This is a genomic window from Rhizobium sp. CB3090, assembly GCF_029714285.1.
In the GTDB taxonomy this organism is placed as follows: domain Bacteria; phylum Pseudomonadota; class Alphaproteobacteria; order Rhizobiales; family Rhizobiaceae; genus Rhizobium.
This window is the reverse complement of record NZ_CP121663.1, coordinates 1-25,568: the sequence shown is the minus strand read 5'-3', so window position 1 is coordinate 25,568 and position 25,568 is coordinate 1. Positions and strand designations below refer to the sequence as shown.

21 protein-coding genes are annotated in these 25,568 nt (G+C 58.6%); 3 read left to right on the top strand and 18 right to left on the bottom strand.

The genetic code is table 11. The annotated features are described in order from the left end of the window. Window positions 1-22 precede the first annotated feature (22 nt). From QA646_RS18940 to QA646_RS18920, 5 genes are read right to left on the bottom strand one after another with little or no spacing between them, the layout of a single operon-like run. Window positions 23-1,297: an FAD-binding oxidoreductase gene (locus tag QA646_RS18940; protein ID WP_283059797.1), complete on the bottom strand. Its 1,275-nt coding sequence runs from the start codon at window positions 1,295-1,297 to the stop codon at window positions 23-25. 57 nt (window positions 1,298-1,354) lie between these two features. Then, window positions 1,355-2,587, bottom strand: coding sequence for a pyridoxal phosphate-dependent aminotransferase (locus tag QA646_RS18935; protein ID WP_283059796.1), 1,233 nt, complete (start codon window positions 2,585-2,587; stop codon window positions 1,355-1,357). Window positions 2,588-2,604: 17 nt separating this feature from the next. Beyond that, entirely contained in the window at window positions 2,605-4,125 is a 1,521-nt protein-coding gene (locus QA646_RS18930) for an aldehyde dehydrogenase family protein (RefSeq protein WP_283059795.1), read from the bottom strand. A 49-nt stretch (window positions 4,126-4,174) separates the two neighbouring features. Continuing rightward, window positions 4,175-5,593: an FAD-binding oxidoreductase gene (locus tag QA646_RS18925; protein ID WP_283059794.1), complete on the bottom strand. Its 1,419-nt coding sequence runs from the start codon at window positions 5,591-5,593 to the stop codon at window positions 4,175-4,177. Window positions 5,594-5,603: 10 nt separating this feature from the next. Further along, entirely contained in the window at window positions 5,604-7,001 is a 1,398-nt protein-coding gene (locus QA646_RS18920; protein ID WP_283059793.1) for a VOC family protein, read from the bottom strand. 105 nt (window positions 7,002-7,106) lie between these two features. Here QA646_RS18920 and QA646_RS18915 point away from each other — a divergent pair, with 105 nt between their 5' ends. Next, the gene (locus tag QA646_RS18915) at window positions 7,107-8,000 is read left to right on the top strand and encodes a LysR family transcriptional regulator (protein WP_283059792.1); all 894 of its coding nucleotides are present in this window, start codon (window positions 7,107-7,109) and stop codon (window positions 7,998-8,000) included. 544 nt (window positions 8,001-8,544) lie between these two features. On the opposite strand, the gene QA646_RS18910 is transcribed toward QA646_RS18915, so the two are convergent. From QA646_RS18910 to QA646_RS18870, 9 genes are all read right to left on the bottom strand, one after another. Next, window positions 8,545-10,506 (bottom strand): elongation factor G, encoded by a 1,962-nt coding sequence (locus QA646_RS18910; RefSeq protein ID WP_283059791.1) that lies wholly within the window; start codon window positions 10,504-10,506, stop codon window positions 8,545-8,547. A gap of 307 nt (window positions 10,507-10,813) precedes the next feature. After that, window positions 10,814-11,755, bottom strand: a complete 942-nt coding sequence (locus tag QA646_RS18905; RefSeq protein WP_283059790.1) for a sugar phosphate isomerase/epimerase — start codon at window positions 11,753-11,755, stop codon at window positions 10,814-10,816. A 90-nt stretch (window positions 11,756-11,845) separates the two neighbouring features. Then, entirely contained in the window at window positions 11,846-13,018 is a 1,173-nt protein-coding gene (locus QA646_RS18900) for a Gfo/Idh/MocA family oxidoreductase (RefSeq protein ID WP_283059789.1), read from the bottom strand. Window positions 13,019-13,048: 30 nt separating this feature from the next. Next, window positions 13,049-14,074: a Gfo/Idh/MocA family oxidoreductase gene (locus tag QA646_RS18895; protein ID WP_283059788.1), complete on the bottom strand. Its 1,026-nt coding sequence runs from the start codon at window positions 14,072-14,074 to the stop codon at window positions 13,049-13,051. Further along, entirely contained in the window at window positions 14,071-14,976 is a 906-nt protein-coding gene (locus tag QA646_RS18890) for a sugar phosphate isomerase/epimerase (RefSeq protein ID WP_283059787.1), read from the bottom strand. The genes QA646_RS18895 and QA646_RS18890 overlap by 4 nt, the downstream gene beginning before the upstream one ends. Window positions 14,977-15,072: 96 nt before the next feature. Further along, the gene (locus tag QA646_RS18885) at window positions 15,073-15,879 is read right to left on the bottom strand and encodes an ATP-binding cassette domain-containing protein (RefSeq protein WP_283059786.1); all 807 of its coding nucleotides are present in this window, start codon (window positions 15,877-15,879) and stop codon (window positions 15,073-15,075) included. 3 nt (window positions 15,880-15,882) lie between these two features. Continuing rightward, the gene (locus QA646_RS18880) at window positions 15,883-16,887 is read right to left on the bottom strand and encodes an ABC transporter permease (protein ID WP_283059785.1); all 1,005 of its coding nucleotides are present in this window, start codon (window positions 16,885-16,887) and stop codon (window positions 15,883-15,885) included. Between the two features lie 10 nt (window positions 16,888-16,897). Further along, entirely contained in the window at window positions 16,898-17,944 is a 1,047-nt protein-coding gene (locus QA646_RS18875) for an ABC transporter permease (RefSeq protein ID WP_283059784.1), read from the bottom strand. Between the two features lie 114 nt (window positions 17,945-18,058). Then, window positions 18,059-19,033 carry a sugar ABC transporter substrate-binding protein gene (locus QA646_RS18870; protein WP_283059783.1) on the bottom strand — a complete coding sequence of 325 codons (975 nt, stop codon included), beginning with the start codon at window positions 19,031-19,033 and terminating at the stop codon, window positions 18,059-18,061. Window positions 19,034-19,184: 151 nt separating this feature from the next. Between QA646_RS18870 and QA646_RS18865 the strand changes: the two genes are divergently transcribed. Continuing rightward, a complete protein-coding gene (locus tag QA646_RS18865; RefSeq protein WP_283059782.1) occupies window positions 19,185-20,225 on the top strand; it encodes a LacI family DNA-binding transcriptional regulator in 1,041 nt (346 codons plus the stop codon). A 55-nt stretch (window positions 20,226-20,280) separates the two neighbouring features. Here the strand turns inward: QA646_RS18865 and QA646_RS18860 are convergent, their stop codons facing one another. Further along, window positions 20,281-21,840 carry a DUF4070 domain-containing protein gene (locus QA646_RS18860; protein ID WP_283059781.1) on the bottom strand — a complete coding sequence of 520 codons (1,560 nt, stop codon included), beginning with the start codon at window positions 21,838-21,840 and terminating at the stop codon, window positions 20,281-20,283. A 350-nt stretch (window positions 21,841-22,190) separates the two neighbouring features. Here QA646_RS18860 and QA646_RS18855 point away from each other — a divergent pair, with 350 nt between their 5' ends. After that, complete coding sequence (locus QA646_RS18855; protein WP_283059780.1) at window positions 22,191-22,697, top strand: hypothetical protein; 507 nt, start codon at window positions 22,191-22,193, stop codon at window positions 22,695-22,697. A gap of 139 nt (window positions 22,698-22,836) precedes the next feature. On the opposite strand, the gene QA646_RS18850 is transcribed toward QA646_RS18855, so the two are convergent. From QA646_RS18850 to repA, 3 genes are all read right to left on the bottom strand, one after another. Then, window positions 22,837-23,187, bottom strand: a complete 351-nt coding sequence (locus QA646_RS18850; protein WP_283059779.1) for a hypothetical protein — start codon at window positions 23,185-23,187, stop codon at window positions 22,837-22,839. A gap of 198 nt (window positions 23,188-23,385) precedes the next feature. Further along, a complete protein-coding gene (repB, locus tag QA646_RS18845; protein WP_283059778.1) occupies window positions 23,386-24,396 on the bottom strand; it encodes a plasmid partitioning protein RepB in 1,011 nt (336 codons plus the stop codon). Then, window positions 24,393-25,568: a plasmid partitioning protein RepA gene (gene repA / locus QA646_RS18840; protein ID WP_283059777.1), complete on the bottom strand. Its 1,176-nt coding sequence runs from the start codon at window positions 25,566-25,568 to the stop codon at window positions 24,393-24,395. The genes repB and repA overlap by 4 nt, the downstream gene beginning before the upstream one ends.

Here is a 25,568-nt window from a genome sequence, read left to right as displayed (position 1 = left end):
TGCGCCCGGCCGTACGATCCCTTTATTGAACAGCCGGAGAGACCAGGTGCATCAGTGTCGCACCGAGTTCGTAATAGGTGGCCTTGATGCCACTGAAACGCTCCGCGTAATGCTCGATCGGATCGATCGGAAGCGGATCGGGATTGCCGTCGAGAAGCGCAATCGCAGCCTGCGTACCGAATACGGTGCCTGGTCCGATGCCCCGACCGGAATAGCCGAAACACGCGTAGGCGTTCGGCCCGAACGCAATGACTTTCGGCACGTGGTCGTCCGTCATCGCGATCCTGCCCCGCCAAACATATTCGAACTTGAGGTTAGCGATCGCCGGGAAGAGCTTTCGAAGCTTGCGCCTCGCCCAAGCACGATGGATACCAGCCCCCGGCCCCTCGGTATTGCCGACCCCGCCGACGATCATCCTCCCGGAACGGTCGACGCGGAACGAGGACATCACAGGCGCCGTGTCCCAGCAGCCTTCGCCGCCCGCCAATATCTGGCTTCGCGCTATTTCAGGCATGGGTTCCGTGGCGAACTGGCAGTAGCTCACGGGCGTATATTGCGGGCTGAAAGGCACCTTGATGCCGAGCTGATAGGCATTCGTCGCCAAGAGCAACGCTTTTCCCCGCACTGTGTAACCGTTGGCCTCCACCACCCAGAGATCGTTCTGCCGGTTTATCGAAGAGACGGGCGACTTGCTGTGGATTGTCGCCCCTTTCTTTTGCGCGGCACGCGCAAGTCCTCGGCAATAGGACAGAGGTTGAATGGTGCCAGCGCGAGGATCGAGCAAAGAACCGTAATAGGCGCTTGTTCCCGTGCGCCGACTTGTTTCAGCAGCATCGAGCAACTTCAGCGGAGCGCCGTAGCGATTGCCCTGGCGATGGCGTTCCTCGATATCTCTCAGCCCAGATTTGGAATGAGCCAGGTGCAAGGTTCCATTCCGCGTTGCTTCACAGTCGATCTGTTCGCGTTCGATCAGGCTGAAGACCCTGCGCGGCGCGTCCGCTAGAACGTCGATCAGCCGACGCCCAGGCGCTTCCCCCATCTGCGCGATGACGGTGTCGGGCGGCAACCACAATCCGGCATTGACCAATCCGACGTTGCGGCCGGAACCACCGTGGCCGACGGTCTCGGCCTCGAGAACGCAAACTGAAGCTCCCTGCGAAGCGGCCTCGAGTGCTGCCGCCAATCCTGTGAACCCGCCACCCACGATGACGAGATCTACCGTCAGATCGCGATCCAACGGTAAGGCGTCACTGTGTTCACGTGCGCTTGCGCGCCAAAGAATGGATTCTGCGGTCATCTTGCCTTCTCAACATTCCGGGCCCGTTTCCGGATTCTAACGGACGACCCGCCTCATTCATTGCAGTTTAGAGCAAGCCTCTGAGATCCGGCGCAGCGCTTCGGCCAACTCCGTCTCCGAGGTGGCGTAGGAGATCCGAAAATAGGGCGACAGTCCGAAGGCGGAGCCGGGGACCACGGCAACATGGGCTTCTTCCAGCAGATAATCGGTGAAGTCGCTGTCGGCCTCGATGCGTTTGCCCTTAGGCGTCGTCTTGCCGATCACGCCGCCGCAGCCGGCGAAGGTGTAGAAGGCGCCCTCAGGGACGCGGCAGGTGATGCCAGGGATTGCGTGGAGGGCGGAGACGACAAGGTCGCGACGGTGCTTGAAGCTCGCCTGACGTTCCTTGAGAAAGTCCTGCGGGCCGTTCAGCGCCTCGACGGAGGCCGCCTGGCTGACGGAACAAGGGCAAGACGTCGCCTGGCTCTGGATCACCGCCATCGCCTTGATCAACGCTTTCGGGCCGCCGGAATAGCCGATGCGCCAGCCGGTCATCGCGTAGGCTTTCGAAACGCCGTTGATCGTCAGCGTACGCTCCTTCAGCCGCCGTTCGATCGCGACCGGCGTTACGAACTTGAAGCCGTCATAGACGATGTGCTCGTACATATCGTCGACCATCAGCCAGACATGCGGATAGCGAAGCAGCACTTCGATGAGCGGCCGGTAGTCGGCTTCGCTATAGGCGGCACCCGATGGATTGGATGGCGAGTTGAACAACACCCACCGCGTCCGGGGCGTGATCGCCTTTTCGAGTTGATCGGCCTTGAGACGGAACCCGACTTCAGCGTCGCAAGGGATAAGCACCGGCACGCCGCCGCAGATCTCCACGATGTCAGAATAGGAGGTCCAATAGGGCGTGGGGATGATGACCTCGTCGCCCGGATCGATGCTTGCCATGAAGGCATTGAACAGGATCTGCTTCGCCCCGGTCGCGACGGTGATTTCGTCGAGCGCGTAGTCGATACCGTTTTCCCGCTGAAATTTCGCGGCGATCGCCTTCTTCAGTTCCGGCGTGCCGTCGAGCGCGGTGTATTTGGTCTCACCGCGGTCGATCGCCGCCTTGGCGGCTTCTTTCACGTTGTCAGGCGTGTCGAAATCGGGTTCGCCGGCACCAAGGATGATGACCGGCAGACCGTCGCGCTTCATCGCGTTGGCACGCGCGCCGATCTGCAGGATCTTCGAGACGCCGATCGACGCGATCCGCGAAGCCGGCCTGAAGCTCGTCGCGTCGATTTGTGTATTCATGGTCATCGGCTCAACCCCACTCGTTATTCGATGTCGAAGGAGACGCCCTGGGCAAGCGGCAGAGCCTTCGAATAATTCACCGTATTGGTGGCACGGCGCATATAGGCGCGCCATGCGTCCGAGCCGGACTCACGCCCGCCGCCGGTCTCCTTCTCGCCGCCGAATGCGCCGCCGATTTCAGCGCCAGAGGTGCCGATATTGACATTGGCGATGCCGCAGTCCGACCCATCGGCCGACAGGAAACGCTCGGCCTCCTGCATGTTCAGCGTGAAGATGGAAGATGACAAGCCGGCCGCAACGGCATTGTGCTCTTCGAGCACCTGGTCGAAGTCGGAATATTCCATCACGTAGAGGATCGGCGCGAAGGTCTCTTCAAGCACCGGCCCCGCCTGCTTCGGCATCTCGACGATCGCCGGCTGGACATAGTAAGCCGTATCCTGGCTCGCAGCCGCAACACGCTCGCCGCCGGTGACGGAGCCGCCTTCAGCCCTGGCTGCCGATAGCGCCTTCTGCATGTTATCGAAGGCTGCCTTGTCGATCAGTGGACCGATGAGGGCGCTGGTTTCCAGCGGATTGCCCACGGAAACGCTGGCATAGGCCTTCTTCAGCCGCGGAACGAGCTGATCGTAGATGTTCTCATGCACGAAGAGGCGGCGCAGCGTCGTGCAGCGCTGCCCGGCCGTCCCCATGGCGCCGAAGGCGATGGCGCGCAGCGCCATGTCGAGATCGGCAGAGGGGCAGACAATGCCGGCATTGTTGCCGCCAAGCTCGAGGATCGAGCGGGCGAAACGCTTGGCGAGGCGCGGGCCGACTTCCTTGCCCATACGCGTGGAACCGGTGGCCGAAACAAGCGCGACCTTCTCGTGATCGACCAGAACCTCGCCAATGGCACGATCGCCGATCAGCACCTGGCTCAGGCTCTTCGGCGCCTCGCCGAAACGGGCAAGGGCGCGCTCGAGGACCGCCTGACAGGCAAGGGCCGTCAGCGGTGTCTTTTCCGAGGGCTTCCACACGACGGGGTTGCCGCAGACGAGCGCAAGTGCCGCATTCCACGACCACACGGCGACCGGAAAATTGAAGGCCGAGATGATGCCGACCACACCCAGGGGATGCCAGGTTTCCATCATGCGATGGCCAGGGCGCTCGGTCGCGATCGTCAGGCCGTAGAGCTGGCGAGACAGACCGACTGCGAAATCGCAGATGTCGATCATTTCCTGGACCTCACCGAGACCTTCCGAAATGATCTTGCCGGCTTCGATCGAGACGAGGCGTCCGAGATCGGCCTTGGCGGCACGCAATTCTTCGCCGAGAAGCCGAACCAGTTCGCCGCGCTTCGGCGCAGGCACCAGACGCCACACCTTGAAGGCCTCATGTGCGGCTTCGATCGCCTTGCCGGCTTCATCGGCGGATACGGTTTTCACCTTGGCAATCTCTTCGCCCGTCACAGGGGTGTAGGACGCCATGTCGCCGCCGATCCAGGCGGCGCGATCAACACCCAGCTTGTCGAGAAGGCGGGCGGTTTCCGTTTTCACGTCGATGGTCATGATCTGTCTCCATTCTTGCTGTCTTGGAATGCCGCGGATATCGCAGATTTCAGAAGGTCATCGCGCCGAGCGCGCCAGGTGAGGTGATTGCTTTCAGCCCGGATGCCAACAGGCGAATCTCGGCAGGGGTATATTTGTCATAGTAAGCCTGGTTCTTGCGGCCGATCGCATGTTCGGCGCTGAAGCTGCCGCCGAACTCTTCGACGGCAACGGTAAAAACCCATTCCCGCAACGCCATCTCGAAACCGGTGTCGGCAAGCCGAGGGTCAGTCTTTTCTACGACGAGATTGAAGTGCACGCCGCCGTCGCCGATATGGCCGAAGTCGCAGATCGTTATCCCTGGAAAGGACTTAGGCATTTCGGCCCGCATGTGAGTGAGGAAACGCATGATGTCGCCGCGGCGGAAGGATAGATCGAAGGCGATCAGCCGTCCCATGTGCTTCACGCCTTCCGATAGCGCGTGACGCAGAGCCCAGATCTCATGTGGCGGCCCGACGAGAGCATCGGCAAGCAGGGAATCCTCACGCTCCCATAGGGAAGCCAGCACCTCTTCCAGCACACTGTCGAGCGGTTGCTCGCCGTCGCGCGTCGGATTGGACCGCGAAATCTCCGCAAGGATCACGAATTCCGGCACGATGCCGCCCTGAAACGGATTGCGCAGCGACGGCACATGATCGAGCGCTGCACGGATCGCATTGCCGGACATGCCTTCGAAGGCGGAAAGGTAGCTGCCGAGCGCTTCCTCCATCGCAACGAGAAGGGCTGGAACCTGCTCGCCCAACGTCGGCACGAGCAAAGCCGTCGCTGTCTGGCGCGGTACCGGTTCGAGGTTCAGCACGCATTCGGTAATTACGCCGAAGGCGCCGGACGTGCCGATGAAAAGGTGCTTCCAATCGACGCCGGTATTGTTTTTGCGCAGGCTGGACGAAAGATCGAGAACAGTGCCGGCTTCATCTGCAAGCACGACCGTCACGCCGAGCGTGTTGCGACGCACGTCGCCATAGCGCAGGAATCGCGAGCCGCCGGTATTTGTCGCAATCATGCCGCCGACGAGCGGGTCTGCCCCAAGATCAATCGGAAAAAAGAGGCCACTATCCCTTAGCTTCCCATTGAGATCGGAAAGATGGAGACCAGCGCCGACTTTCACCGTACGGTTCACTCGATCGAGCTCGTAAATGCCGGTCAGGCGATCGAGGCTGAGGACACCCTGATTGCCGCTATCGTCCGGCGTCGAGCCCGAGACGAGTCCGGTATTGCCCGACTGCGGCACGAGCGCGAGGTTGTTCTTGACACAATAGGCCACAACCGCAGAAACCTCTTTCGTCGAGGCTGGGCGTGCCACAAATGCCGCCTTCCCGCGATCGTAGCGCGCACCGGTCTCGTAAGCCGCGAGGTCGGCTGCGTCGGTGAGAAGGCCTTTCTCGCCGAGCAGGCTCTTGAGTGCTTCGATATGGCGTGCCTCGATCATCGGTCGCCTGTCATTCCGCAGCGGCAGCCGTGTTGACGACAGTCATGCACATTGCCAGAGAGGCCCGCTCGATGGCTGCGTAATGCGCGAATTCATCGAGAACCGGGGCACCCAGGTCGTGTTCGAACATCACCTGATTGGGGCTTGCGACGAATTCCTGCGCCGCGTCGTCGCCGAGGTTCGACTGGAAGATGCCGGCGGCGCTGACCGGCAGGAAGTCCTCGTAAACGATCGGATCGAACTGAACGAGGCCGTCTTCGATTGCCGTTTCAAGGTCGGTATTTCGATTCAAGACAGCCTTGCCCTTATCCGTCAGCGAATAGCTGAAATAACCGAGACCGGCCTTGCGGACGCCATTCCAATCGTCCGGAAACGCCTGGAAGACATCGGCAAGTGCTGCTTCATATTCACTGGCGTTAGAACCGTCGGCGGCCGGGCGGACGCGGGCGCGGGTGTCGTTCAGGAGCTTGTCGTAGAGGGCGCGGCCTTTCGGCGTCAGCGCGACGCCGCGCTGTTCGATCTCGCCGAAACGGGCAGTGTGCGAGCCAGCCTGCCAGGTGCCCTGCTCGCTGGCGAATGAAACGGCTTCTTCCAGCGCCTTGAAGGAGGTTTGGCGCAGCAGGATCGGGCACTTGCGGGTCGGCGGGCCCTCAACGATCGCTTTCGGCGCTATTCCTTCTTCCGGCATCAACGCCTGAACCTTGTCGATATCGAGCGTACGAGGCGTCAAATGGTTGATATGCGGTCCCTTGAAGGAGACGACGTCGGCGACTAGCCGATGGGCATCATGCAGGCGCTTGTACATGCCGGCGCTGACGATGGCTCGATCATGCCAACGGAAGGTTTCCAGCACTTCCTGGACAAACCGCGTCGCATCGGTAGCACCGAGGCCGCCATCCCGTTCCGCCTTCTCGACGAGCCGTACCGCCTCGTCCGTAAAGATCTTGCGGGCTGCGAGGACTTCGGCGGCTTCCTTGCGCAGCGTCTCGTCAGCGATCAGATCGAGGCGGAGCAGTGACGTGAAGACACGGAACGGATTGCGCTTCAAACTTTCCTCGCCGACCGGGCGGAAAGCGGTGGAGTGGACGGGGACGCCCGCTGTCGACAAATCGTAATAGCCGACCGGATACATGCCCATGACCGCGAAGACGCGGCGCATCATCGCGAGCTCCTGTGCCGTGCCGAGACGGATGGCGCCGTGACGCTCCTCGGAAATGCGACTGAGAGAATCCGTTGCTTCCAGGCGCGCCTTCAACAGCGGATCGGCGGCAAGGGTCTCATCGTTCACCCGGGCCACGAGCGACATCAGGGTACCATAGGCCGGCACTTCCTTGCGATACATGGCGGACATGGCAGCAGAAAAATCCGAGCGGATCGTATGGGCCTTGACGAAGCTCGCGTTTGTCATCGTGTCGCACCTCAGCAAAAGGATTATTCATTCTTGATTTTCATGATATGCCGAAAACAGAACCCAATCTTGCGATGAATTCGACCTAGTTGATGCGAGTAAGGAATGAACTTAAGCCGTTCCGTGATCCCCGACCTAGCCGTTCTCCAGGCATTCGAGTGCGCAGCGCGCCATGGAAGCTTTACGCAAGCGGCGCTGGAGCTGAACCTCACCCAAAGCGCAGTCAGCCGCCAGATCCGGACGCTTGAGGAGCAATTGCGCGTCAATCTGTTCGAGAGGATCAGAAAACGCGTGGTTCTGTCTTCCGCCGGCAAAGCGATGCTGCCAGAAGTGAGACGGATTTTGGCGCGCACCGAAGAAATGGTGCTGCGGGCAATGGCTTCTTCGGATGGCAAGAATGTCCTGTCCATCGCCACGCTTCCGACATTTGGAAACCGTTGGCTTCTTCGACGTCTTCCTGATTTCCTGAAGGATAATCCGAACACGGTCTTCAATATCGCCTCACGCTCGGAGCCGTTCGATCTAACGCTGGAGGATTTCGATCTTGCGATCCACTATGGGCAGCCGGTTTGGGCGCACGCAACCTGCACTTATCTTTGCAGTGAGATCATTGTCCCCGTTGCCAGTGCGTCGCTGTTGGACTCGTTCCCCATCACTCAGGTAGAGGATTTGGAACAGGGGCCGCTCCTTCATTTGGCGACGCGGCCAAGACTATGGGCCGAATGGTTCCAGTTGAACGGCTGTGAGGGGTTCAGTCCATATCATGGAAGCCGGTTCGATCAGTTCAGCATGATCATCGAGGCCGCGATACTCGGGCTCGGTTTTGCTCTGCTTCCGAAATATCTAATCGAAGAGGAGATCGCTTCGGGACGCCTTCAAATTGTGTGGGATAGGCCGATGGCTACCACCAACAATTACTACATCGTGACGCCCGAAATGAAGCAACAGTCGTCGACGACAAAAAAGTTCCAGGAGTGGCTGCTCAACCAGGTCACCTGACACGCTCGGCACCAGCCAGGTTTCTGGCGCTACGATCGACTATTCCGACATTATCGGCGGCGACATATTCACCCTCGCCGAATAACCGGGCTGCTCGCTTATATGCATTGCGACGGCAACACCAGCGACAATCGAGCACAGGACTATAAGAAGAGGAATGATGATCCGTGCCAAAGGTCCCCCGACCGACCTAATGCTTTGTATATCCTTCCTTATGAAAGCCAGCGCCACCATTGGAGCATGCAATCTCAGCAGCGCGCCTGCCGGCTTGCCGTCACTGGGCCTTCCGTCATGTCGTCTCAAATTTAACCCGGTTCTTTTGAACTGCAGCATCGCAACCACCTGATTGCAACAACAACCTCGAACACGATCCGCATTATATATCATATCGTGATATAAATTAAGGGAAATTCAGCTCGATTTCGGCACATCCATTTCGAAGCGCGGGATAGGATGGCGGTTCGGTCAATAAAGATGAAGGTCAGCCAAACCATCCGCGGCCGTCACGACGGCCGCGGCACATATGTCACCTCCCACAAACGCTTCAGTGCTCGACCCGCGCGGTCTCGTGCGCCTTGATGACGGCATCCGCCTCCTTGCCATAAAGCTCCTCGAAATGATCGAAGGCCTTGGAAAAATAGCCGATGCCCTGCGTCGCCGAGCGCAGTGACCGCGCCAGCTCGTCGAGTGCGCTGCCCGGAACGAGTGCGCGGAAGATGTCCCATCCCTTGGACGCTTCATCCCGATCGAAACCGAGAACCTGACCCTTCAGGGCGGAAACGATCTGGACGAGATTGCCCGAATAGACCGAAGGTATGTGGATTTCGCTGCGGAAGATCGGCTGCATCAAGACGGTCGAGCTTTCGGAAAGCGCCTGCCGCACGCCCATTTTCGAGGCAGTCCGGAAGGCATGTTCCGAACTGTCGACGGCATGGTGCTGGCCGTCCTGCAGGGTTACGCCGACATCGATGACCTGGAAACCGAGCGGCCCCTTTTCCATCGCCTCTCGCGCGCCCGCTTCGACAGCAGGGATGTAGTTGCGCGGAACGACGCCGCCCTTGACCGTTTCGTTGAAGGTGAAACCCTGGCCACGTGCATTGGGATGAATGTTCAGCTTCACATCCGCGAATTGCCCGGCGCCGCCGGTCTGTTTGCGATGGCGGTAATGAACATCCGAGGATTTCGCGATCGTCTCGCGGTAGATCGGGCTAGGCGTCCGGTCGGTCACATCGATATGAAAGACTTCGGCCAGGGTTCGGCAGAGATCGCGCAGATGCACCGGCCCTTGGGCGCGCACAAGCTGGGCACCGGTACCCTCCTCTTGCAAGACAATCAGGCCGCGATCCGTCTCGGAAAGTTTTGCCAGCGTTTCGGAGAGCTTGTTTTCATCGCGTTCGCTGCCCGGGATCAGGATTCTTTCCAGCATCGGCGTGGGTGGCTCCGTCCACTCGGGCGGCGCGAGCGTTGCGTCTGACGTCAACAGCGAAGGAACCGGCAGGTGGTCCGACTTGACCGCCGCGAAGACATCCCCCGGCGCAGGTACGACCGCCGCATTGGACCGCCCGTTTGCCGGATCCTGCACGGCGCCGAGGCTGGAGCCGCCGAGTAATGCGCCTTGCCGCAGACCCTCGCCAAGCGCACGCACCAGCACCGTCTTGCCGATGTTCTGACGGTGATAGGCATGAAAGCTTACGGCTGCCAGCTTTCCCTCGTCGACGGCGCACGCACCAGCAAGACGCTGGCGAAGAGCCGCGACCGGCGGCGCCTCGTGGCGCAGCGCCTTCATCAGCCTCATCATGCCGTTGCCGTGACCTGCTGAACCGATCAGCACCGGGATAATCCTGTTTTCCCTGAGAACCCGCGATGAGATGGCATAAAGCGTGTCGCTCGCCGGTTCCCGATCCTCTATAAGTTCCTCGAGGAGCCAATCGTCGAATTCGGACAGGTGTTCCAGGAGCTCGGTGCGCGCTTCATGCTCGCGTTCGGCGGTACTTTCGGGGATTGCGATCAGCGCCGAAGTCTGGCCTTCCCGATAGCGCCATGCCCGTTCTGAAATCAGATCGCAGCTACCGACGATCCTGTCCCCTTCGCGAATCGGGATCTGGCGAAGCAGAAGAGCGTGATTGGCATAATCCTGAAGCGCTGCGATCACATCCCTCAACCGCCCTCTCGGTTCATCCATCCGGTTGACGAAGAGGATGCAGGGCGTCCCCGACGCTTCGATCACGCGCAGGTAGGGCGCTGCGAGCACGGCCTCCTCGGGAGCAGGTGAGATGCACAGGATGCAGGCATCGCTGGCAAGAAGTGCGTGCTGCACATGCGCCAGCGCTTCGTTAGGCCCCGGCGCGTCCAGTGCACACCAGGTTTCGTTTGAAAAGGTAAATTCCGTCAGGTTCAGCCCGTAAGGAGAGCTGGATTTTCGCGGTGGTCCCTCAAGAGAACTGAGCTTTTCAACGACCGTCGATTTTCCGGTCTGCGAGGGTCCAAGTACGGTAAAACAGCGCATCGGTATTCCTCCAACTGCCATAAAGTACAATTTTCGGCCATCACAGGATGCCCCGAACCGCGGCAAGGCGCCAGAGGCACAATTTTCTTATTGAGATATCATCCTTTCGTATCGGCGAGGTTGGATCGTATTTGTGGAACGGCCAGCGACCGAAACGCAATGAAGCGTTGCATGTGTCCTGCGAAACGTGCTCGGCAGGAGCCAGGCAACCAGCTTTGTCGCAGCTTAAACCTTAGGACGTGGGCGAGGATGTCGTCCCGCGTCCCCGGAAGAAGTTCGATCGTGATGATGAACTTGTAAGGTACCATTATCGGCTGATCGTCGCTTGAAGGGCATCGATGGAAGACTGGACACCGGCCTCCGTGGACATGGTGAAATCTTCCATCTCAAGGCTGACCCAGCCGTCGTAGCCAACCATCCGGACGACCGAGAAGAACTCCTTCCACCATTGCAGGTCATGCCCTGCACCGACGGCAACATAGTTCCATGAGCGGTTGGCGACGTCGGTTACGTCCTTGAGCTCGAGGAGACCATTCACATCCGCAAGTCCTCGTTCGATACGAGTGTCCTTGCCGTGGCAATGATGGATTGCGGTGCCCAAGGCGCGCGCGCCGGCAATGGGATCTGCGCCTTTCCAGAACAGATGGCTGGGATCGAGGTTCATACCGACCGTCGGGCCAACCTCATTGCGCAGGCGGAAAAGAGTCTCCGGGTTCCACACGAGCATGGCCGAGAAGTTCTCAAGCGCGTATTTCTCGACACCAACCTCCTTGGCGAGCCGCACCAGATCATGCCAGAGCGGGAAAGCCCGGTCTTCCCATTGGTAGCGATCGCGCTCGGGCATCTCCTCGGGCCAGCTTTTCGTATAGACGAGCCAGTTGGGCACCGTGTCGCCAGGAGCGGCTTCCGGCAGGCCGGACATCGTTACGATGGTCTTGACGCCAATCTCGCCGGCAAGACGGATGGTTTGCTCCATCTCCTTGCGATGGCGCTGACCCATGTGGCCCGGATCGAGAGGGTTCGCCGAGCAATTGAGTGCCGCGATATCAAGACCGCGGGCTTCGATTTCCTTGAGCTTGGTCCGGAGAAGTCCCTTGTCGGCCAAAAGTTCGTCAGCCCGAAAATGCGGCGCGCGCGACCAGCCGCCACCGGTCATTTCGATGCCTTCGACGCCGAGCTTTACGCATTTGTCGAGCATATCCGTGAAGGAAAGGTCGCCCATCACATCGGTGCAAATGGATAGTTTCATGGCTTTGTCTTTCTTGCTGAGAGTGTTGGGGGACGCGTTCGGGAGGAGGATGGGAGGATGGGAGGATATCCAACGCGTCCCCGGTTCCTGCTATTTGAAATCGACCCAGGCGGAGCCCGCATCGGCCGAGCGGACGCAATTCTCCAGCCAGCGAACCCCTTCCGTGCCGGCCTTGATGCCCGGGTAATGATGGGTTTTCAGGAAGGCTTCGTCACCGCGGTTCCTCGCGTCGATCGCCTGGGCGATCCAGAGATAGATATTCGCCCAGCTATCGCCGAGACCTTCCGTGTGCAGTGCACCCATACGATCGACCGCGAGGCTTTCGTCCTCAAGGTATGGCATCCCGTGATGAAGGGTCCGGTTCGGCTCGCCTTGAACTTCATAGATCAACTGGTCGGGATGCGAGTCCGACCATTCGATCGAGGCTTTCGAGCCAACGAAACGATAGCGTTGCGACCCCATATTGCCGGCGTTCACCGAAGACACCCAGAGACGGCCGCGGGCGCCATTGTCATAATGCATGAGCACTGTGGCATGATCTTCAAGCGGCGCGCGCGTCGGGATAAAGGCTTTGCGGTCGCAGAGCAGTTTCTCGATCTTCAGATGCGGCAGCACGACTTCGGACAGGTAGTAGAGGTGCGTGCCGATGTCGCCGAGAACGAAGGTCGGGCCTGCCGTCTTCGGATTGGTTCGCCATTTCACCGCTTCGCCGGCACCCGCATCGTCGCCGGAGTTGAAACCGTGGGTGTATTGCATGTCGACGATGCGGATTTCGCCCAGCATGCCTTTCTTAACCATCGCGGCCATCTGGTGAACCAAGGGGTGGCCGGTAAAGCCGTAGGTCACGCCGACAATCAGGCCCTTTTTCTCGGCAAGCCTTTCGATTTCCTCACATTCGGCGACCGTGAAGAACAGCGGCTTTTCGCAGATCACATGGATCCCTGCCTCCAGGCACGCCTTGGTGATTTCATAATGCGTGAAGTTTGGCGTGGCGATCGAGACGACCTCGACGCAGTCCTCGCGCGCCTTCTCGTTGACGATAAGGTCTTTGTAGTCCGCATAGCATCGATCCGCGTCGACGCCGAGGTTCACGCCGAAATCACGACCACGCGCAGCGTCAAGATCAAAAGCCCCGCAAACAAGCTTGTAGGTACCGTCGCGAAGCGCACCGGTACGGTGTTTATAACCGACCTGGCCGGTCCGCCCGCCACCGATCATGCCCCAACGCAGAGGGCGTGTTATGGTTCTTTCTCCATTGATCATGAGATCATCTTCCTTAGAGGGGGATCGAGTTCATTCCGCCGCTTGCGCGATCGCGGTGTCGTAGAGCCCAGGCTTTGCAATCATTGTGATAGGTTGGAATGCGCCGGTTTCCGCGGCGCGCAGCGCGGCGTCCGCAACCAGCGTCGCAGCGTAGCCATCCCAGGTGCTGGGTCCGGTCGCCGTTCCTTGTGCCGCAGCGGCAATCCACTCGCGGAACTCCTGGTCGTAGGCATCGATGAAGCGTTCGCGCCAATCTTCCGGTACGCGTTGGCGAACACCATACTGGTCCCGGATCACCGCAGAAGGCCGTTCGGGGAGGCTTGCCACCCCCATTTCGCAGCTCACCTCGCCGCGAATATCGTAGCCATAGGCGATGTTGACGGAAATCTCGACGTCGACCAGCGCACCGGACGCCAGGTGCAGGAGCACCAAGGTCGGATCGCGCAGATCGCCGCCTCGCGAAGAACGTCGTGGAAGCCGTACTTCGACGCCCTTCACCTCGTCCGACAATAGCCATCGGGAAATATCCGCATCGTGGACGAGCGTGTCGTTGAGCGGCATGTCCGAGCTGTAGAGGCCGGCTGGCACGGAAGCATTGCGATGGACGGAGCGGTAGGTCAGTGGGGTGCCGAGGCTCCCGCTGTCAATGACCGCTTTCAGGCGCCTATAGTCACCATCGAAGCGCCGCATGAATCCCACCTGAATGAGGCGACGCCCGAAGGCCACTTCGGCCTCCATCACTCCACGCGCCGCTGCCGCGGTGGTGACGAGCGGCTTCTCGCAGAAAACCGGCTTGCCGGCGGCAATGCAATCGAGAAGCTGCGCCTCATGGGCTGGCCCCCAAGAGCAAATGACAACTGCCTCCACCGTTTCCGACCGGATCAAATCCCCCGCCGTTTCGAACACCGTGGCGCCTTCCGGGGCGACGGCTGCTGCGCGCTTGACATCAATGTCGTTCACAGCGACCACGTCGACACCCGACAGGACCTTGGTCAGGCGGCGAATGTGATCCTGCCCGATCATGCCAGTTCCGATGACACCGACTTTAAGGGTCATTTCGCCCCCCAATACTTGTCGATGAAGCGCTGCATTTCGGAGCGCATGAATTTGCCGGAATGGTCGGCCTTGTCCTCCCAAGCGAAGACGCAGGCGGTCATGATGCCGTCAAAACCGATATCGGCCAGCGTTCCGAAGAACTCATCCCAGGGAACCTCGCCCTGGCCGATGTTCAGGTGTTGATGGACGCGAGCCTGCGTGCCGGGCGGGTTGAGGATGTAGCGGAGACCCGAAGAAGCCTTGTGGTTGAACGTGTCGCCGACATGGACATGCGCCAGCACATCCTTGGCTTCACGCAGCATCGCCTTGGTGTCGTCGCCGAAGTAGAAGGTATGCGGAGCGCAATACAAGAACTTGACATTCTTCGAGTTCACCGTCCGGATAATGTCGAGCGCCGGCTGCAACGTTTCGCACCAGTCTTCCGGATGCGGCTCGACATGGAGCGAAATATTTTCCTTTTCGAAGATCGGCACCAGCTCTTCCATCGAGCGCCACCAGGCATCCTCGCAGGCTTCGATCATGGACCCGGTATGGCAGCAGTAGCAGGACCCCTTGTCCGGATGCGGGCCGCGGCCGAACTCGGAATTCATCACATCCACTTCCAGTTCGCCGGCGATCTCTATGGCACGCTTCCAGTGCTTGACCGCCGCCTGACGCTCTGCCTCGTCATTGGATGCCCAGCGATACATCGGCAGCAGAGATGCGATGCCGACATCGGCATCCTTCAGCGCGCGCTTGAACGATTTGATCCGCTCGGGGAACACACGCGGCGCTTTGAACCATTCAAGGAAGTCGCCGCGCGGCGATAGTTCGATCCAGTCGTAGCCGAGTTCCTTGACCTTTGCGGGCAGGTCTTCAAGGCTTAGATGGCGGTGCATAAAGGGGTCGAGAGCGATTTTCATGACTTTTCACCTAAAAAAGGTTGCGCTTGGAGAGCTCACCCGCGAGAGCGGGTAAGCGATGTTGATCTTCCGGTGATTTCTCGTTTCGGTAGCCGGTCAGGCCACCGCGGGATGCCCGCGGTTCGTGTGAGCTTCGATCTCAGCTTCCAGTTCGGCCATCGCCTCCCCGCCAGCCATCAGATCGGTGATTTCTTCGCGACTCTTCTCGCCCTTGCGAAAATCCGCAGCCAGCGCACCGCGTATGAGGACGGCGAAATGATCCCCGACCGTCATCGCATGCATGACCTGATGGGTGATGAAGATCACCGCGAGGCCACGCTTGCGTGCCTCCAGCACGATGCGAAGGACGTGCGCGGCTTCCTTCACGCCCAAGGCCGCCGTCGGTTCGTCCAGGATCAGCACCCGTGCGCCGAAATGAACCGCACGCGCGATGGCAAGCGACTGGCGTTCACCGCCCGACAATCCGCCGATCAGCCGATCGCCGTCGTCGATGCGGGTGATGCCGAATTCCTGCACGGCCTTGACCGCTACCTCGTTTGCCGTCTTGCGATCGAAAATGGTGAACGGCCCGAATTTCTTGGTGGGCTCGACTCCTACGAAAAAGGAGCGGCCGATACTCATCAGCGGGAAGGTTCCGCCAAACTGATGCACAGTCGAGATACCTCGATCGGCCGCATCTTTGGGGCGGTCGAAGATCACTTCCTGGCCGTCCATGAAGATCTGCCCGGAGGTAGGCTTGTGCACGCCGGCAAGTGTCTTGATCAGGGTCGATTTTCCCGCGCCATTGTCTCCCAGAAGGCACAGAACCTCTCCGGAGTGGACCTTCAGCGAAATGTCGTGAAGGACATCGATCGGCCCGAAGGACTTATTGACGTTTTTGAGTTCCAGAACCGGTTTCGTCATAGCTCAGTCCTTGCCTTTCTTGGGGCGCGCATAAGTCAACGCCATGTTGCGGAAGGTATTGTTCATCAAGACGGCCACGAGCAGCATGATGCCGATGATCAAACTGGACCAATTTCGATCGATCCCAGTGAAATAGATGCCCTGGCTGACAACTGCGAAGGTCAGAGTGCCGATAAAAATCCCGACGACCGATCCAAAACCGCCGGTCAAGAGCACGCCGCCAACGACGACCGATACAACGGCATTGAAGATGTAGTTCATGCCGCCGGACACCTGAGCCGAATTGAACAGGATCGCACCGCACATGCCGACAAAGGAAGCGCTGGTCGAAGAGATCACGAAAAGCCAGATGGTCAGGGTGCGCGTGGGGATGCCGGCATTGCGGGCGCTCACCTTGTCTCCGCCCATGGCGAAAATCCAGTTCCCATAGCGGGTGAAGTGAATGACGAAAACATAGACGACCGTCAGGGCCAGCCACCACAGGATGATCACCTGGTAGCTGCCGGCCAGAAGCTGGCCGAAGACCGTTTTGCTCCATTCGGGAGCGGTCAGTGCAACGCTCGCGTTCCCCGTCAGCAGAACCGAAGCACTGAGGATAAGGCCCTGCATTGCGACCAGGGTACCGAGGGTAATGATCAGGGAGGGTACGGACGTCCGCACCGCAAGGATTCCATTGACCAATCCGACCAGGACACCGATGCCAAGAGCAGCCAAGATTCCGACGACGATCGGCATCTCGTAATAGCCGGATACGATGGCGATGCTCATCGAGCCCGCAGGAATCATCGCTCCGATCGAAATATCCAGCTCGCCGGCAATCATGAGCATGCCGACTGGAATGGCCACAATCCCGAGATTGGCGGCGAAGTTCACCCAACTGGCAGCACCAAAAAGATTGCCTAGCGCAACATCGCCGAAGATCACGTAGAACAAGATGACCGCGACCAGGCTTATCACCGAACCGGCTTCAGGCCGACGAAGAAGATTTCCGAGCGAAAAAGTGTTCATCGCACCGCCCTCAGTTCTTTTTCTTGGTTGAGTAAGAGAGTGCCATGTGCCGGAACGTGTCGTTCATAAGCACGGCGATCAACAGGAGCGCTCCGATGATGACGCTGCCGAAATTCGGATCGAATCCGGTGAAATAAATGCCCTGGTTGACCATCGAAAAAGTGATGGTGCCGAAGACGATTCCGATGATCGATCCGAAGCCTCCGGTCAGCAGCACGCCGCCGATGACGACACACATGATCGAATTGAAGATGAAGGACTGTCCGCCTGCGACCTGCGCGCTCTGGTAGACCATCGCCTGCGATACCCCGACGAAGGCTGCGCAAAAGCTGCTGATCATGAAAAGCGAAATGGTCAGGCGTTCAGTGGGGATGCCGGCATTGCGTGCGCTGATCCGATCGCCCCCGAGAGCATAGATCCAGTTGCCGAAACGCGAAATATGCAACAGGTAGGCCAGAACGACGACGATACCGAGCCACCAGAAAATCGTCACCTCGAACATGCCGCCAACGAACTGGCCGAGCAGGGCCTTCGACGTCGCGCTCGGCACGATCGCCGTGCTCGTCGATCCGGTCAGCAGGACCGAAAGACCCAAAGTGAGCCCCATGACGGCGAACATGACCCCGATCGTGACAATGAGAGAAGGGACACGCGTACGGAGGACGATGAAGCCGTTCATGAAGCCGACAAACAGTCCCATTCCAAGTGCGGCCAGAATGCCCACCAGTTCAGGCGCACCGTAGTGGCCGGAGATCACCGCCACCGTCAGCGAAGATGCTGGGATGACCGCACCTACGGACAAGTCGAGTTCTCCGGCGATCATCAGAAGCCCGATCGGCAGTGCGACAATTCCGATTTCGGCAGCGACGTTCAGCCAACTGGCAAAGCCAGCGGCGGAAACAAATGTCTCGCCGCCAAACACGACGAAGAAAACGAAAACCGCAATCATTCCGATGAAGGAGCCGGCTTCTGGCCGCCTTATGAGTTGCCCCATGGATCGCTGCAGACCTGAACTGGCAGGACCTGCGGTCGGCTTGGATTGTACGGCAGAGACCATTGGTTCCTCCCCCAAATTGGCATGTCCGGATAGCGCTATCAGGCGGTCGTTCGCATTTGGCGCTCGGTCTGCTACCCGGCATGCTAAGCCGGGTAGCTGCGATGGCTCCCCCGCTCAGCGAGTGCCGTTTTTGACACCCTTCATAGTGGCATCGACGTTGGACGCATCGACGATGCCGGGGCCGGTCAAGATCTCGCGTGTTGGAACGGTCAAGCCATCGTTGACCTTGCCGTTGAGGATCGAAACGGCGAGATAGCCTTGAAGGTAGCCCTGCTGGTCGATGGTGAACATCTGCGTGCCGCTCTTGATGTTGTTCAGGATGGTTTCATCCATGTTCACACCGCCGACTTTGATCTTGCCAACTTTACCGGCTTGCATAATGCCGTTGATGGCCGAGTTCGCATCCACGTTGCCGATCGTGTAGACGCCGCCGACGTCGGGATGTTGAAGCAAATAGGCTTTCACTGCCTGCGCTACTGCGGTGGAATTGCCGAAAGAGGTCGCCGGCAGCGGGAGCGTGTCGCCCTTTCCGCCCTTGGACTTGATTCCATCGGTCATGCCGCGGCAATGAGCCTCGATATTCGCGGCACCTGGCAAAGTATTGATGCAAACCAGATTCTTGATGTCATGCTTTGCGAAATATTCGCCGGCCGCCACGCCCGCTTTGTAATCGTCGCTTCCGACGTAGTTCATGGCGCCAAGGCGATCGGCCGCAGCAACACCACCGGCATTGTAGATGATCAAGGGTATCTTTGCGTCGACTACGGCTTTGAAGGCGGGATCCATAGCCTCCGGAACCCAGTCCGGCCCGACGATGGCATCGGCTCCCTGCGAAATGGCCTGGCGAATAAGCTCGGCCGCGTCGACGCCAAGATTGTCGTAGTTCTGTGGACCGAGCCAGGTAACGGAGCCGCCCTGCTGCTTTACCACGAGACCCGCATCTTCGGCGCCGCGCTTGACGATCGACCAAAACGGATCATCCGGCTTGCCGCCCACGACAAAAATCTTTGCGGCAAACGCCGTAGACGCGCCAAGGCTCAAGGCGACGGCCGTAAGGATAGCCGCGCCGACTAACTTCATGCGTTTCATGTCTTCCTCCCAGAACTCTTCCCAAATGAGAGCCACTTAATGCGTCATGACGTTTAATACTTGAGATGCCAAAGCGAAACTGTAATACTTCATGATCATGCATTTCGTTTCAAAACATGTCATCCATGAATGACGCGTTCCGGGGTCGCCTATGAATAGACCAACCATTGCCGATCTTGCCCGGGCTTCGAATGTAAGCCTTTCCACGATCAACAGGCTGCTTCACGGGACTGGCACCGTCCGGGGAGATACGGCCGATCGTATTTTGGAGGCTGCCGACGCAATTGGCTTTTATGGCCTGGGTGCGCTGCGTGAGCGCAAGCGGGATAACCTGCCACATCGCGAGCTTGGATTTCTGATGCAGCAATCGCATCGGCCCCTCTACCAAATGTGGGCTGAAGCTTTGACATCAGCCGCTTTGCGGCGCAGCGACGTGATAATCGAGCCGAAGGTCGTCTTCGAGGACGACCTCTCCCCTGAGGCCGTGTCCGGCAATTTGTTGAAGATGGGCGAAACAGCCGACGCCGTTGCGGTAGTGACCGCGGATCACCCGTTGGTCAGCCAGGCGATCGACGAGTTGCGGAGCAAAGGGGTGCCCGTGGTCGCATTCGTGACGGACCTATCGGCTGCCAGCCGGGCGGGATTTGTCGGGACCGACAATTGGAAAGTGGGACGAACGGCTGCCTGGTTTATCAATAAGACCGCTCGCCAGCCCGGAAAGGTATTTCCGTTGATCGGCACCAACCGCTACCAATGCCAGGACATTTCGGATGCCAGCTTCCGCGCTTACATGCGCGAACACGCGCCTGAACTCATCGTCAGCGAGTCGCTTCTGACCTACGAGGAACCGCAGAACGCCTATGAGATCGTTCACAAACTCGTCGAGGAGGAAGGCGACTTGAGAGGCCTCTTTGTGAACGGAGGCGGCATTTCCGGGGTTCTGCGCGCTCTGCGCGAATTGCCTTCGGAACGGCGGCAGAATATTCACGTCATCTCCCGCGATATCGGACCCGAGACGCGGAAGGGTCTGAATGAGGGATTGATAACCGCGTCGATATGCCATCCGCTCGATAAAATGCCCCAGGAGCTGATCGAAGTGATGCTGCGTCGTCTGGAATACAAAGACACGGCATCCATCGAACAACGCATCGTCCCATTCGATATCCTGACGCCGGAAAGTGTTTGGACGTAGTGGCGCACCTGCGGGTGAACCCTCGGCTGTCCGCCCCTGCCCCATCGGGTTCCAATCAGAAGGAATTGACGATGTCGCCGCCGGATCGCATCTGCTGGACCATTTTGTGCGCGTGATAATGCATGGCACATTTGATGGCGTATATCTGCAGGATCACCGGAGAACGACGGCGCAGCAGCATTTTCCAGAGACGTTGGCGATAGATATTGCGCAGGGCCGGATCGTGAACCCGCCGCATCAATCTTGCAAAAATACCGGCCGCCTCAAATGCCCAGGTCAGATTTAACGCAATCAGGCGGAGGGGATGGCGGCGCAGATGACGCAGGCGCGTCCGCTCCGGCTGGATACGGGCATCGAGATAGAGCGCATCGAGCCTGTCGAAATAGGCGGCAGGCTGGTGAAGATCGCTCAACACGGAGAGATAGCCGTCGCGCAGGGTTTCCCGGCTGAGATTCAAAGGAATGACGTTGGTGCCGAAGGCCGGAGGATCGGCATGGTCCAGCCGTCCTTCTTTCTCGAGGCGCGTATAAAGTGGCGTCTTGGGAATGGCGGCCAACATGCCGATCATGGCGTTGACGATCCGCGCGTCCTTGATGAAGACGCGTTGAGCGTCGAAAATCGTCGTGTCGTCGCTATCGAAGCCCAGGATCATGCCGCACCACACTTCCATGCCGGTCTGCTGGATGGTGTGGATCTTCTCCAGCATCGTCCCGCCTTTTCTGAGGTTCTGCAGCTTCTTAGTCTCGCGCAGCGCCGCTTCGTTCGGTGTCTCGATGCCGATGAAAACGATACGGATATTGGCGTCGACCATGAGCTGCATCAGCTCGTCATCGTCGGCAAGATCGATAGAGGCTTCCGTGAGGAACGTCATTGGGTAGTGGTTGCGCTCCTGCCAGGCCACGACATCGCGCAGAACCTCCTTGATCGCCTTCTTGTTGCCAATGAGATTGTCGTCGACGATAAATGCCGTATCCATTCCGGCGGATAGCAACGCCTCCATCTCGGCGATGATCTGTGCGCTGGTCTTGATCCGCGGCTTTCGCCCGAACACAACGATAATATCGCAGAAGTCGCAGGTGAACGGGCAGCCTCGCGAGAATTGAAGACTGCCGAGCGCATACTCATCCATCTTCAATAGATCGAAGCGCGGGACCGGCACCTTGCTCATGTCCGTCTTGTCGGACTGTTCGTAACGCCTGACATGACGGCCCTCCGTCCATTCAAGCAGGAATTGCGGCCAGGTCTCCTCGGCCTCGCCGATGAACGTGACGTCCACAAGCCCGTCGAAATAGTCCTCCTTCACGGTAACCCACGGCCCGCCGACGACCACAAAGCAATGGTGTCGCTTAAGCTCGGTTAAGATTTCCTTCATCCGAAACCGCTGGACGATCATGCCCGTGAGCGCAACGATATCGGCCTTAGCACAGAGATCGTAATCGATCGGCTCGACATTCTCATCCATCAGCGTGACGGTGTGTTCAGCAGGCGTAAGCGCCGCGAGCAGAGGCAGGCAGGCGACCGGGAGGTTCGCTTTTACGTCAAACAACGGAAGTGCGTGTTCCATGCCCCAATAGGAGGTTTCGAAACGCGGATTGATGATGATGATATGAGCCATTGAACCCACCGCTCCATGACTTGGAAGACCTAGTTCGGTATTCTGCTAAGGCTTATTTCGTTTGGTTCGACTTGATTTGGTCGCCCTACCCCAAACGGAACGGGACCATACTCGGCACCGCGGGGCGCAGTATTAGCAGCCGTAAATGAGCCCAAAATTAAATTAGCGGAAGCCGCAAAAGGTAGCGGCCCGCGATCGCCGGGCAATTTCAGTTTACCACGGCTGGGAGCCGGAAGAGTAATGCGTCGTTCCGGGCCGTTGTCGATAACGATCAATAGCCGCGTTCAAAATGCAAGGAACTATACAGACATATAGGAGTTCGGGAAAATTCGTCTTTCGGGGGTTCTCTCATGTCGTGCTTCGCTCGTGTCCTCCTGACTTTATCAATCGGCCTTTTGCCAGGTTTGGCCACCGCAGACGAAAGCAATTTCCTGCAATCTCTGCAGGGAAAATGGAGTGGCAAAGGAACTATCATCAGGCGGATCGGAACGTCGCCGATCGACGTCACATGTATATTTGCGGTGACAGCGAGCGCGCCGTCTCTTTCCATGCGCGGCAATTGTCGGGCTTTACTCGTGGTCAGCCGCGCGATCTCGGCGGATCTTCGAGTGAACGGCCAGCGCTATAACGGCATTTATGTCGGCCCCTCCGGGGGACGCTCCGGCCTGTCTGGAGTGCGTCAGGGCAATACCATCGATCTTGTCGTTCATTGGGCGAAAGAGGTCAACGGCGACCGGACCGCGAACATGGAAATACAAAAAATCGGAGGCAACAGCCTCAATCTGCGAACTATCGACCGCGACCCGAAAACAGGAAGGTCGGCGATAACCAGCGATATCGCTCTTCGCCGGATCTAGAGCAATTCCAGGAAAAGTGTGCAGCGGTTTTCCGTCCGGAATTGCGAAAAAACAAAAAGATAGAGCGGTTCTAAGATTCCGTGAAAAGCTGAACCGCTCTAGCACGGTGGTCGGATCAGATCCGCCAACGGGAGACAGTCTAACCCAGCATTTTCTGACTGCTGAGGCCAAGAATGTCGTTTACCAGGGCGATTGCGATCCCGGCCGCCACGATGATCACTGCGATCAAAAAAAGACGGCGCGCGCGGTCGTATTTGACCACCAGCAGCGAATCTCTTGCGAGCAAATCAGCAAAGACTTTCACCTGCAGGGCAATACCGACAACCATGACGGCCATCGGCAGGATATCGCTGCGACTCCAGTCGTTCGGATTGGAAACCCACGTATTGATGAAGCTCAACGAGAAACCTGCAATGATCCCAACGGCAGTCAACGATCCGTTGCGAAAAGTCGCATCGATTTTCTCTTGATCGTCCGTTTCCTGCGCCATGTCGTTTCGTGATCCCATCAAATGACGACCAGCTCATCGAAGATGGTTCAGCCAAGCACCCTCTCCGCCTTCTGTCCAGACCTATCGATTTTCCCGCTAGAGCGGTTCAGCGTTTCACAGAATCGCTTCTCCGCTCTATCCCTTTGTTTTGACGCGTTCCGGACGGAAAACCGCTGCGCACTTTTTCCTGGAACTGCTTTAGCGTTGGTGCTGCGCCTTCTGAGTTTCGCCGAGATATTCCTCATGCAATCCCTCGATCCGATGCAACAGATATTTCACGAAATCGTCCGGGACGGCTTTGGTGAAGGTCAGCTTGGTTCCCGTCTTGGCATAGTTCACCACGGCAAGGGTCAATCCCTTGGAAACAACTTCCTGAACGCGATCCGCAGTGGCTGGGGATGTCTTCTTGGCGGTTGAGAGCGCAGTCAGCACAGCAGCAAACCTGTTGTCGCTGGAAAGGGGCTGAACATCCTGCTCCCTCAGAATGCGTTCCGCGATCCCTGCGGCATCGGCATTGGCGCTCCAACGCTCAGCCAGTTGCGCCCAGCGCCGCCGGCCGGTCTCAGGAGCAGCGCCGATGACCGCGAGCACATTTTTAGGAAAGCTTCTTGCGATCTGAAGCATCTCGGAGACGTGCGACTTTCCAGTCGCCAGCGAGGCGCAGATCACTTCGCGTTTGAACCCCGCCTCCTCCTGACTGAGGGCGAAAACGCACTTCTCGATGAAGGAAAGATCATCGCGATTGGCATTCTCTTCGCCCTGGATGACGATCGCCTGTTCGTCGGAGAGATCACGCACGATCGCTCGGAACTTGACGCCGAGAAGCTTTGCAGCCGCAAGACGGCGTCGACCGAAGACGATCTGAAATTTGCCGCCCTCCCCGCTGATGGGCCGAACCAGGCCAGGTGTGGTCTGTCCGTGCTCACGCATCGACTCTACGAGATCCTGAAGCCGGTCGGCTTCGTAAGCGCCGTCGAACCGATCGCGTATTTGCGACGGCAAAACCGCGTCCACGTCGAGTTCGATAATATGATCCGCATTCCGCAGCAGCTTATCGGCAAGTTCGCCGCGCTCCTGAAGCTGGCGAACGCCGGCGGCGACCTTGAGGAGATGCGGCGATGGCGAGGTCGCATGCGGCGGCGTGGATGTCTCCTCGGTGAGCCCGACCAAGACATTCGCAAACATGCCTTTGGAATCTTTCCTGCTCATTTGCGTCCCCATGCTTTCCAGAGAAGCTCTTCGATTTCGGCATTCGCGGCATTGATCGATTCAATTGCCCGGTCATAGGTCTTCGGAGCGGAGAACCTTGCCCGCTGCACCTCGTAGAGGCTCTGCTTCCAGGTCAACGCATCCGCGACAGCGGTCGACTTGATCACCGAATTCAAAAGAAGATCGTCGCCGAACACCTGCCGCATGAGCGCCGTCATGTTCGCTTGCGGATGGTCGTTCGGCTCGAATTTGGTGATCAGGAACTTGGCAAAATCCCATTGCGCCGAGGTCCCCACCTGCTCGAGGATCTGCATATAGGATCCGGCAAGCTCAAGGAATTTTGCCGTCGAGTCGACATCGAGCATATGGGCAGGAACGGGTATCAAGACGCCGGTCGCCGCCGTGAGAGACGACAAAGTGAGAAAGTTCAGTGACGGCGCCGAATCCATCAGGATGATGTCATAGCGATCCGCGACCTGCTCCAGTGCCTGCGAAACCCGCAGCAGGAAGCCTGTACCGCCGGATTTACGCATTTCCAACGCAACGGCGGTTTCGAATTCCGTCAATTCAAGACCGGCGCAGATGACATCGAAACCCGCAATATGGGTCTGATGGATGACCTGCTCGGTGGGAACAGGATTTTCGAAACGAATGGCCGAATAGAGCGTATCGCCATCGCGGTAATCGAAATCGGGGAGACTTCCGTGAAGGCTGGTCAAGGACGCTTGTGGATCGAGATCCACGGCAAGCACGCGATAACCTTTCAAAGCGAGGTAGTGGCCGAGATGGATCGTGGTTGAGGTTTTGCTGGAACCGCCCTTGAAATTCGTGATCGCCAGAATCTGGCATTGTTCGCCCTCGACACGCCGCGGGTTCATCCACTTCTTCCGGCCGTTTTGCGCAAGGTGCATCCTGAGTTCGAGAATCTGCTCCATCGTATAGAGGCGCCGGCCATTTGCGACCTCGGGAGACGGGCCTTGGTCTTTCAGCGAAATCTGCCGGATATAGGCCTCGGTGACGTTGAGCAGCGCGGCAACTTCGGAGGAGCTGAATTTGCGCATCGTGCGGCGAGCATTCGGCGGAAATTGCGCGAGGCTGAGATTGCCCAATGCAACGTCCAGCTTCGCAGAGAACGTCTGCATGAAGGCAAGGCTGCTCAAATGTCGTGTCAC

Coding starts and splice junctions, on each gene's coding strand:
- QA646_RS18940 (WP_283059797.1), bottom strand. CDS start 1,297: ATGACCGCAGAATCCATTCTTTGGCGCGCAAGCGCACGTGAACACAGT.
- QA646_RS18935 (WP_283059796.1), bottom strand. CDS start 2,587: ATGACCATGAATACACAAATCGACGCGACGAGCTTCAGGCCGGCTTCG.
- QA646_RS18930 (WP_283059795.1), bottom strand. CDS start 4,125: ATGACCATCGACGTGAAAACGGAAACCGCCCGCCTTCTCGACAAGCTG.
- QA646_RS18925 (WP_283059794.1), bottom strand. CDS start 5,593: ATGATCGAGGCACGCCATATCGAAGCACTCAAGAGCCTGCTCGGCGAG.
- QA646_RS18920 (WP_283059793.1), bottom strand. CDS start 7,001: ATGACAAACGCGAGCTTCGTCAAGGCCCATACGATCCGCTCGGATTTT.
- QA646_RS18915 (WP_283059792.1), top strand. CDS start 7,107: ATGAACTTAAGCCGTTCCGTGATCCCCGACCTAGCCGTTCTCCAGGCA.
- QA646_RS18910 (WP_283059791.1), bottom strand. CDS start 10,506: ATGCGCTGTTTTACCGTACTTGGACCCTCGCAGACCGGAAAATCGACG.
- QA646_RS18905 (WP_283059790.1), bottom strand. CDS start 11,755: ATGAAACTATCCATTTGCACCGATGTGATGGGCGACCTTTCCTTCACG.
- QA646_RS18900 (WP_283059789.1), bottom strand. CDS start 13,018: ATGATCAATGGAGAAAGAACCATAACACGCCCTCTGCGTTGGGGCATG.
- QA646_RS18895 (WP_283059788.1), bottom strand. CDS start 14,074: ATGACCCTTAAAGTCGGTGTCATCGGAACTGGCATGATCGGGCAGGAT.
- QA646_RS18890 (WP_283059787.1), bottom strand. CDS start 14,976: ATGAAAATCGCTCTCGACCCCTTTATGCACCGCCATCTAAGCCTTGAA.
- QA646_RS18885 (WP_283059786.1), bottom strand. CDS start 15,879: ATGACGAAACCGGTTCTGGAACTCAAAAACGTCAATAAGTCCTTCGGG.
- QA646_RS18880 (WP_283059785.1), bottom strand. CDS start 16,887: ATGAACACTTTTTCGCTCGGAAATCTTCTTCGTCGGCCTGAAGCCGGT.
- QA646_RS18875 (WP_283059784.1), bottom strand. CDS start 17,944: ATGGTCTCTGCCGTACAATCCAAGCCGACCGCAGGTCCTGCCAGTTCA.
- QA646_RS18870 (WP_283059783.1), bottom strand. CDS start 19,033: ATGAAACGCATGAAGTTAGTCGGCGCGGCTATCCTTACGGCCGTCGCC.
- QA646_RS18865 (WP_283059782.1), top strand. CDS start 19,185: ATGAATAGACCAACCATTGCCGATCTTGCCCGGGCTTCGAATGTAAGC.
- QA646_RS18860 (WP_283059781.1), bottom strand. CDS start 21,840: ATGGCTCATATCATCATCATCAATCCGCGTTTCGAAACCTCCTATTGG.
- QA646_RS18855 (WP_283059780.1), top strand. CDS start 22,191: ATGTCGTGCTTCGCTCGTGTCCTCCTGACTTTATCAATCGGCCTTTTG.
- QA646_RS18850 (WP_283059779.1), bottom strand. CDS start 23,187: ATGGCGCAGGAAACGGACGATCAAGAGAAAATCGATGCGACTTTTCGC.
- repB (WP_283059778.1), bottom strand. CDS start 24,396: ATGAGCAGGAAAGATTCCAAAGGCATGTTTGCGAATGTCTTGGTCGGG.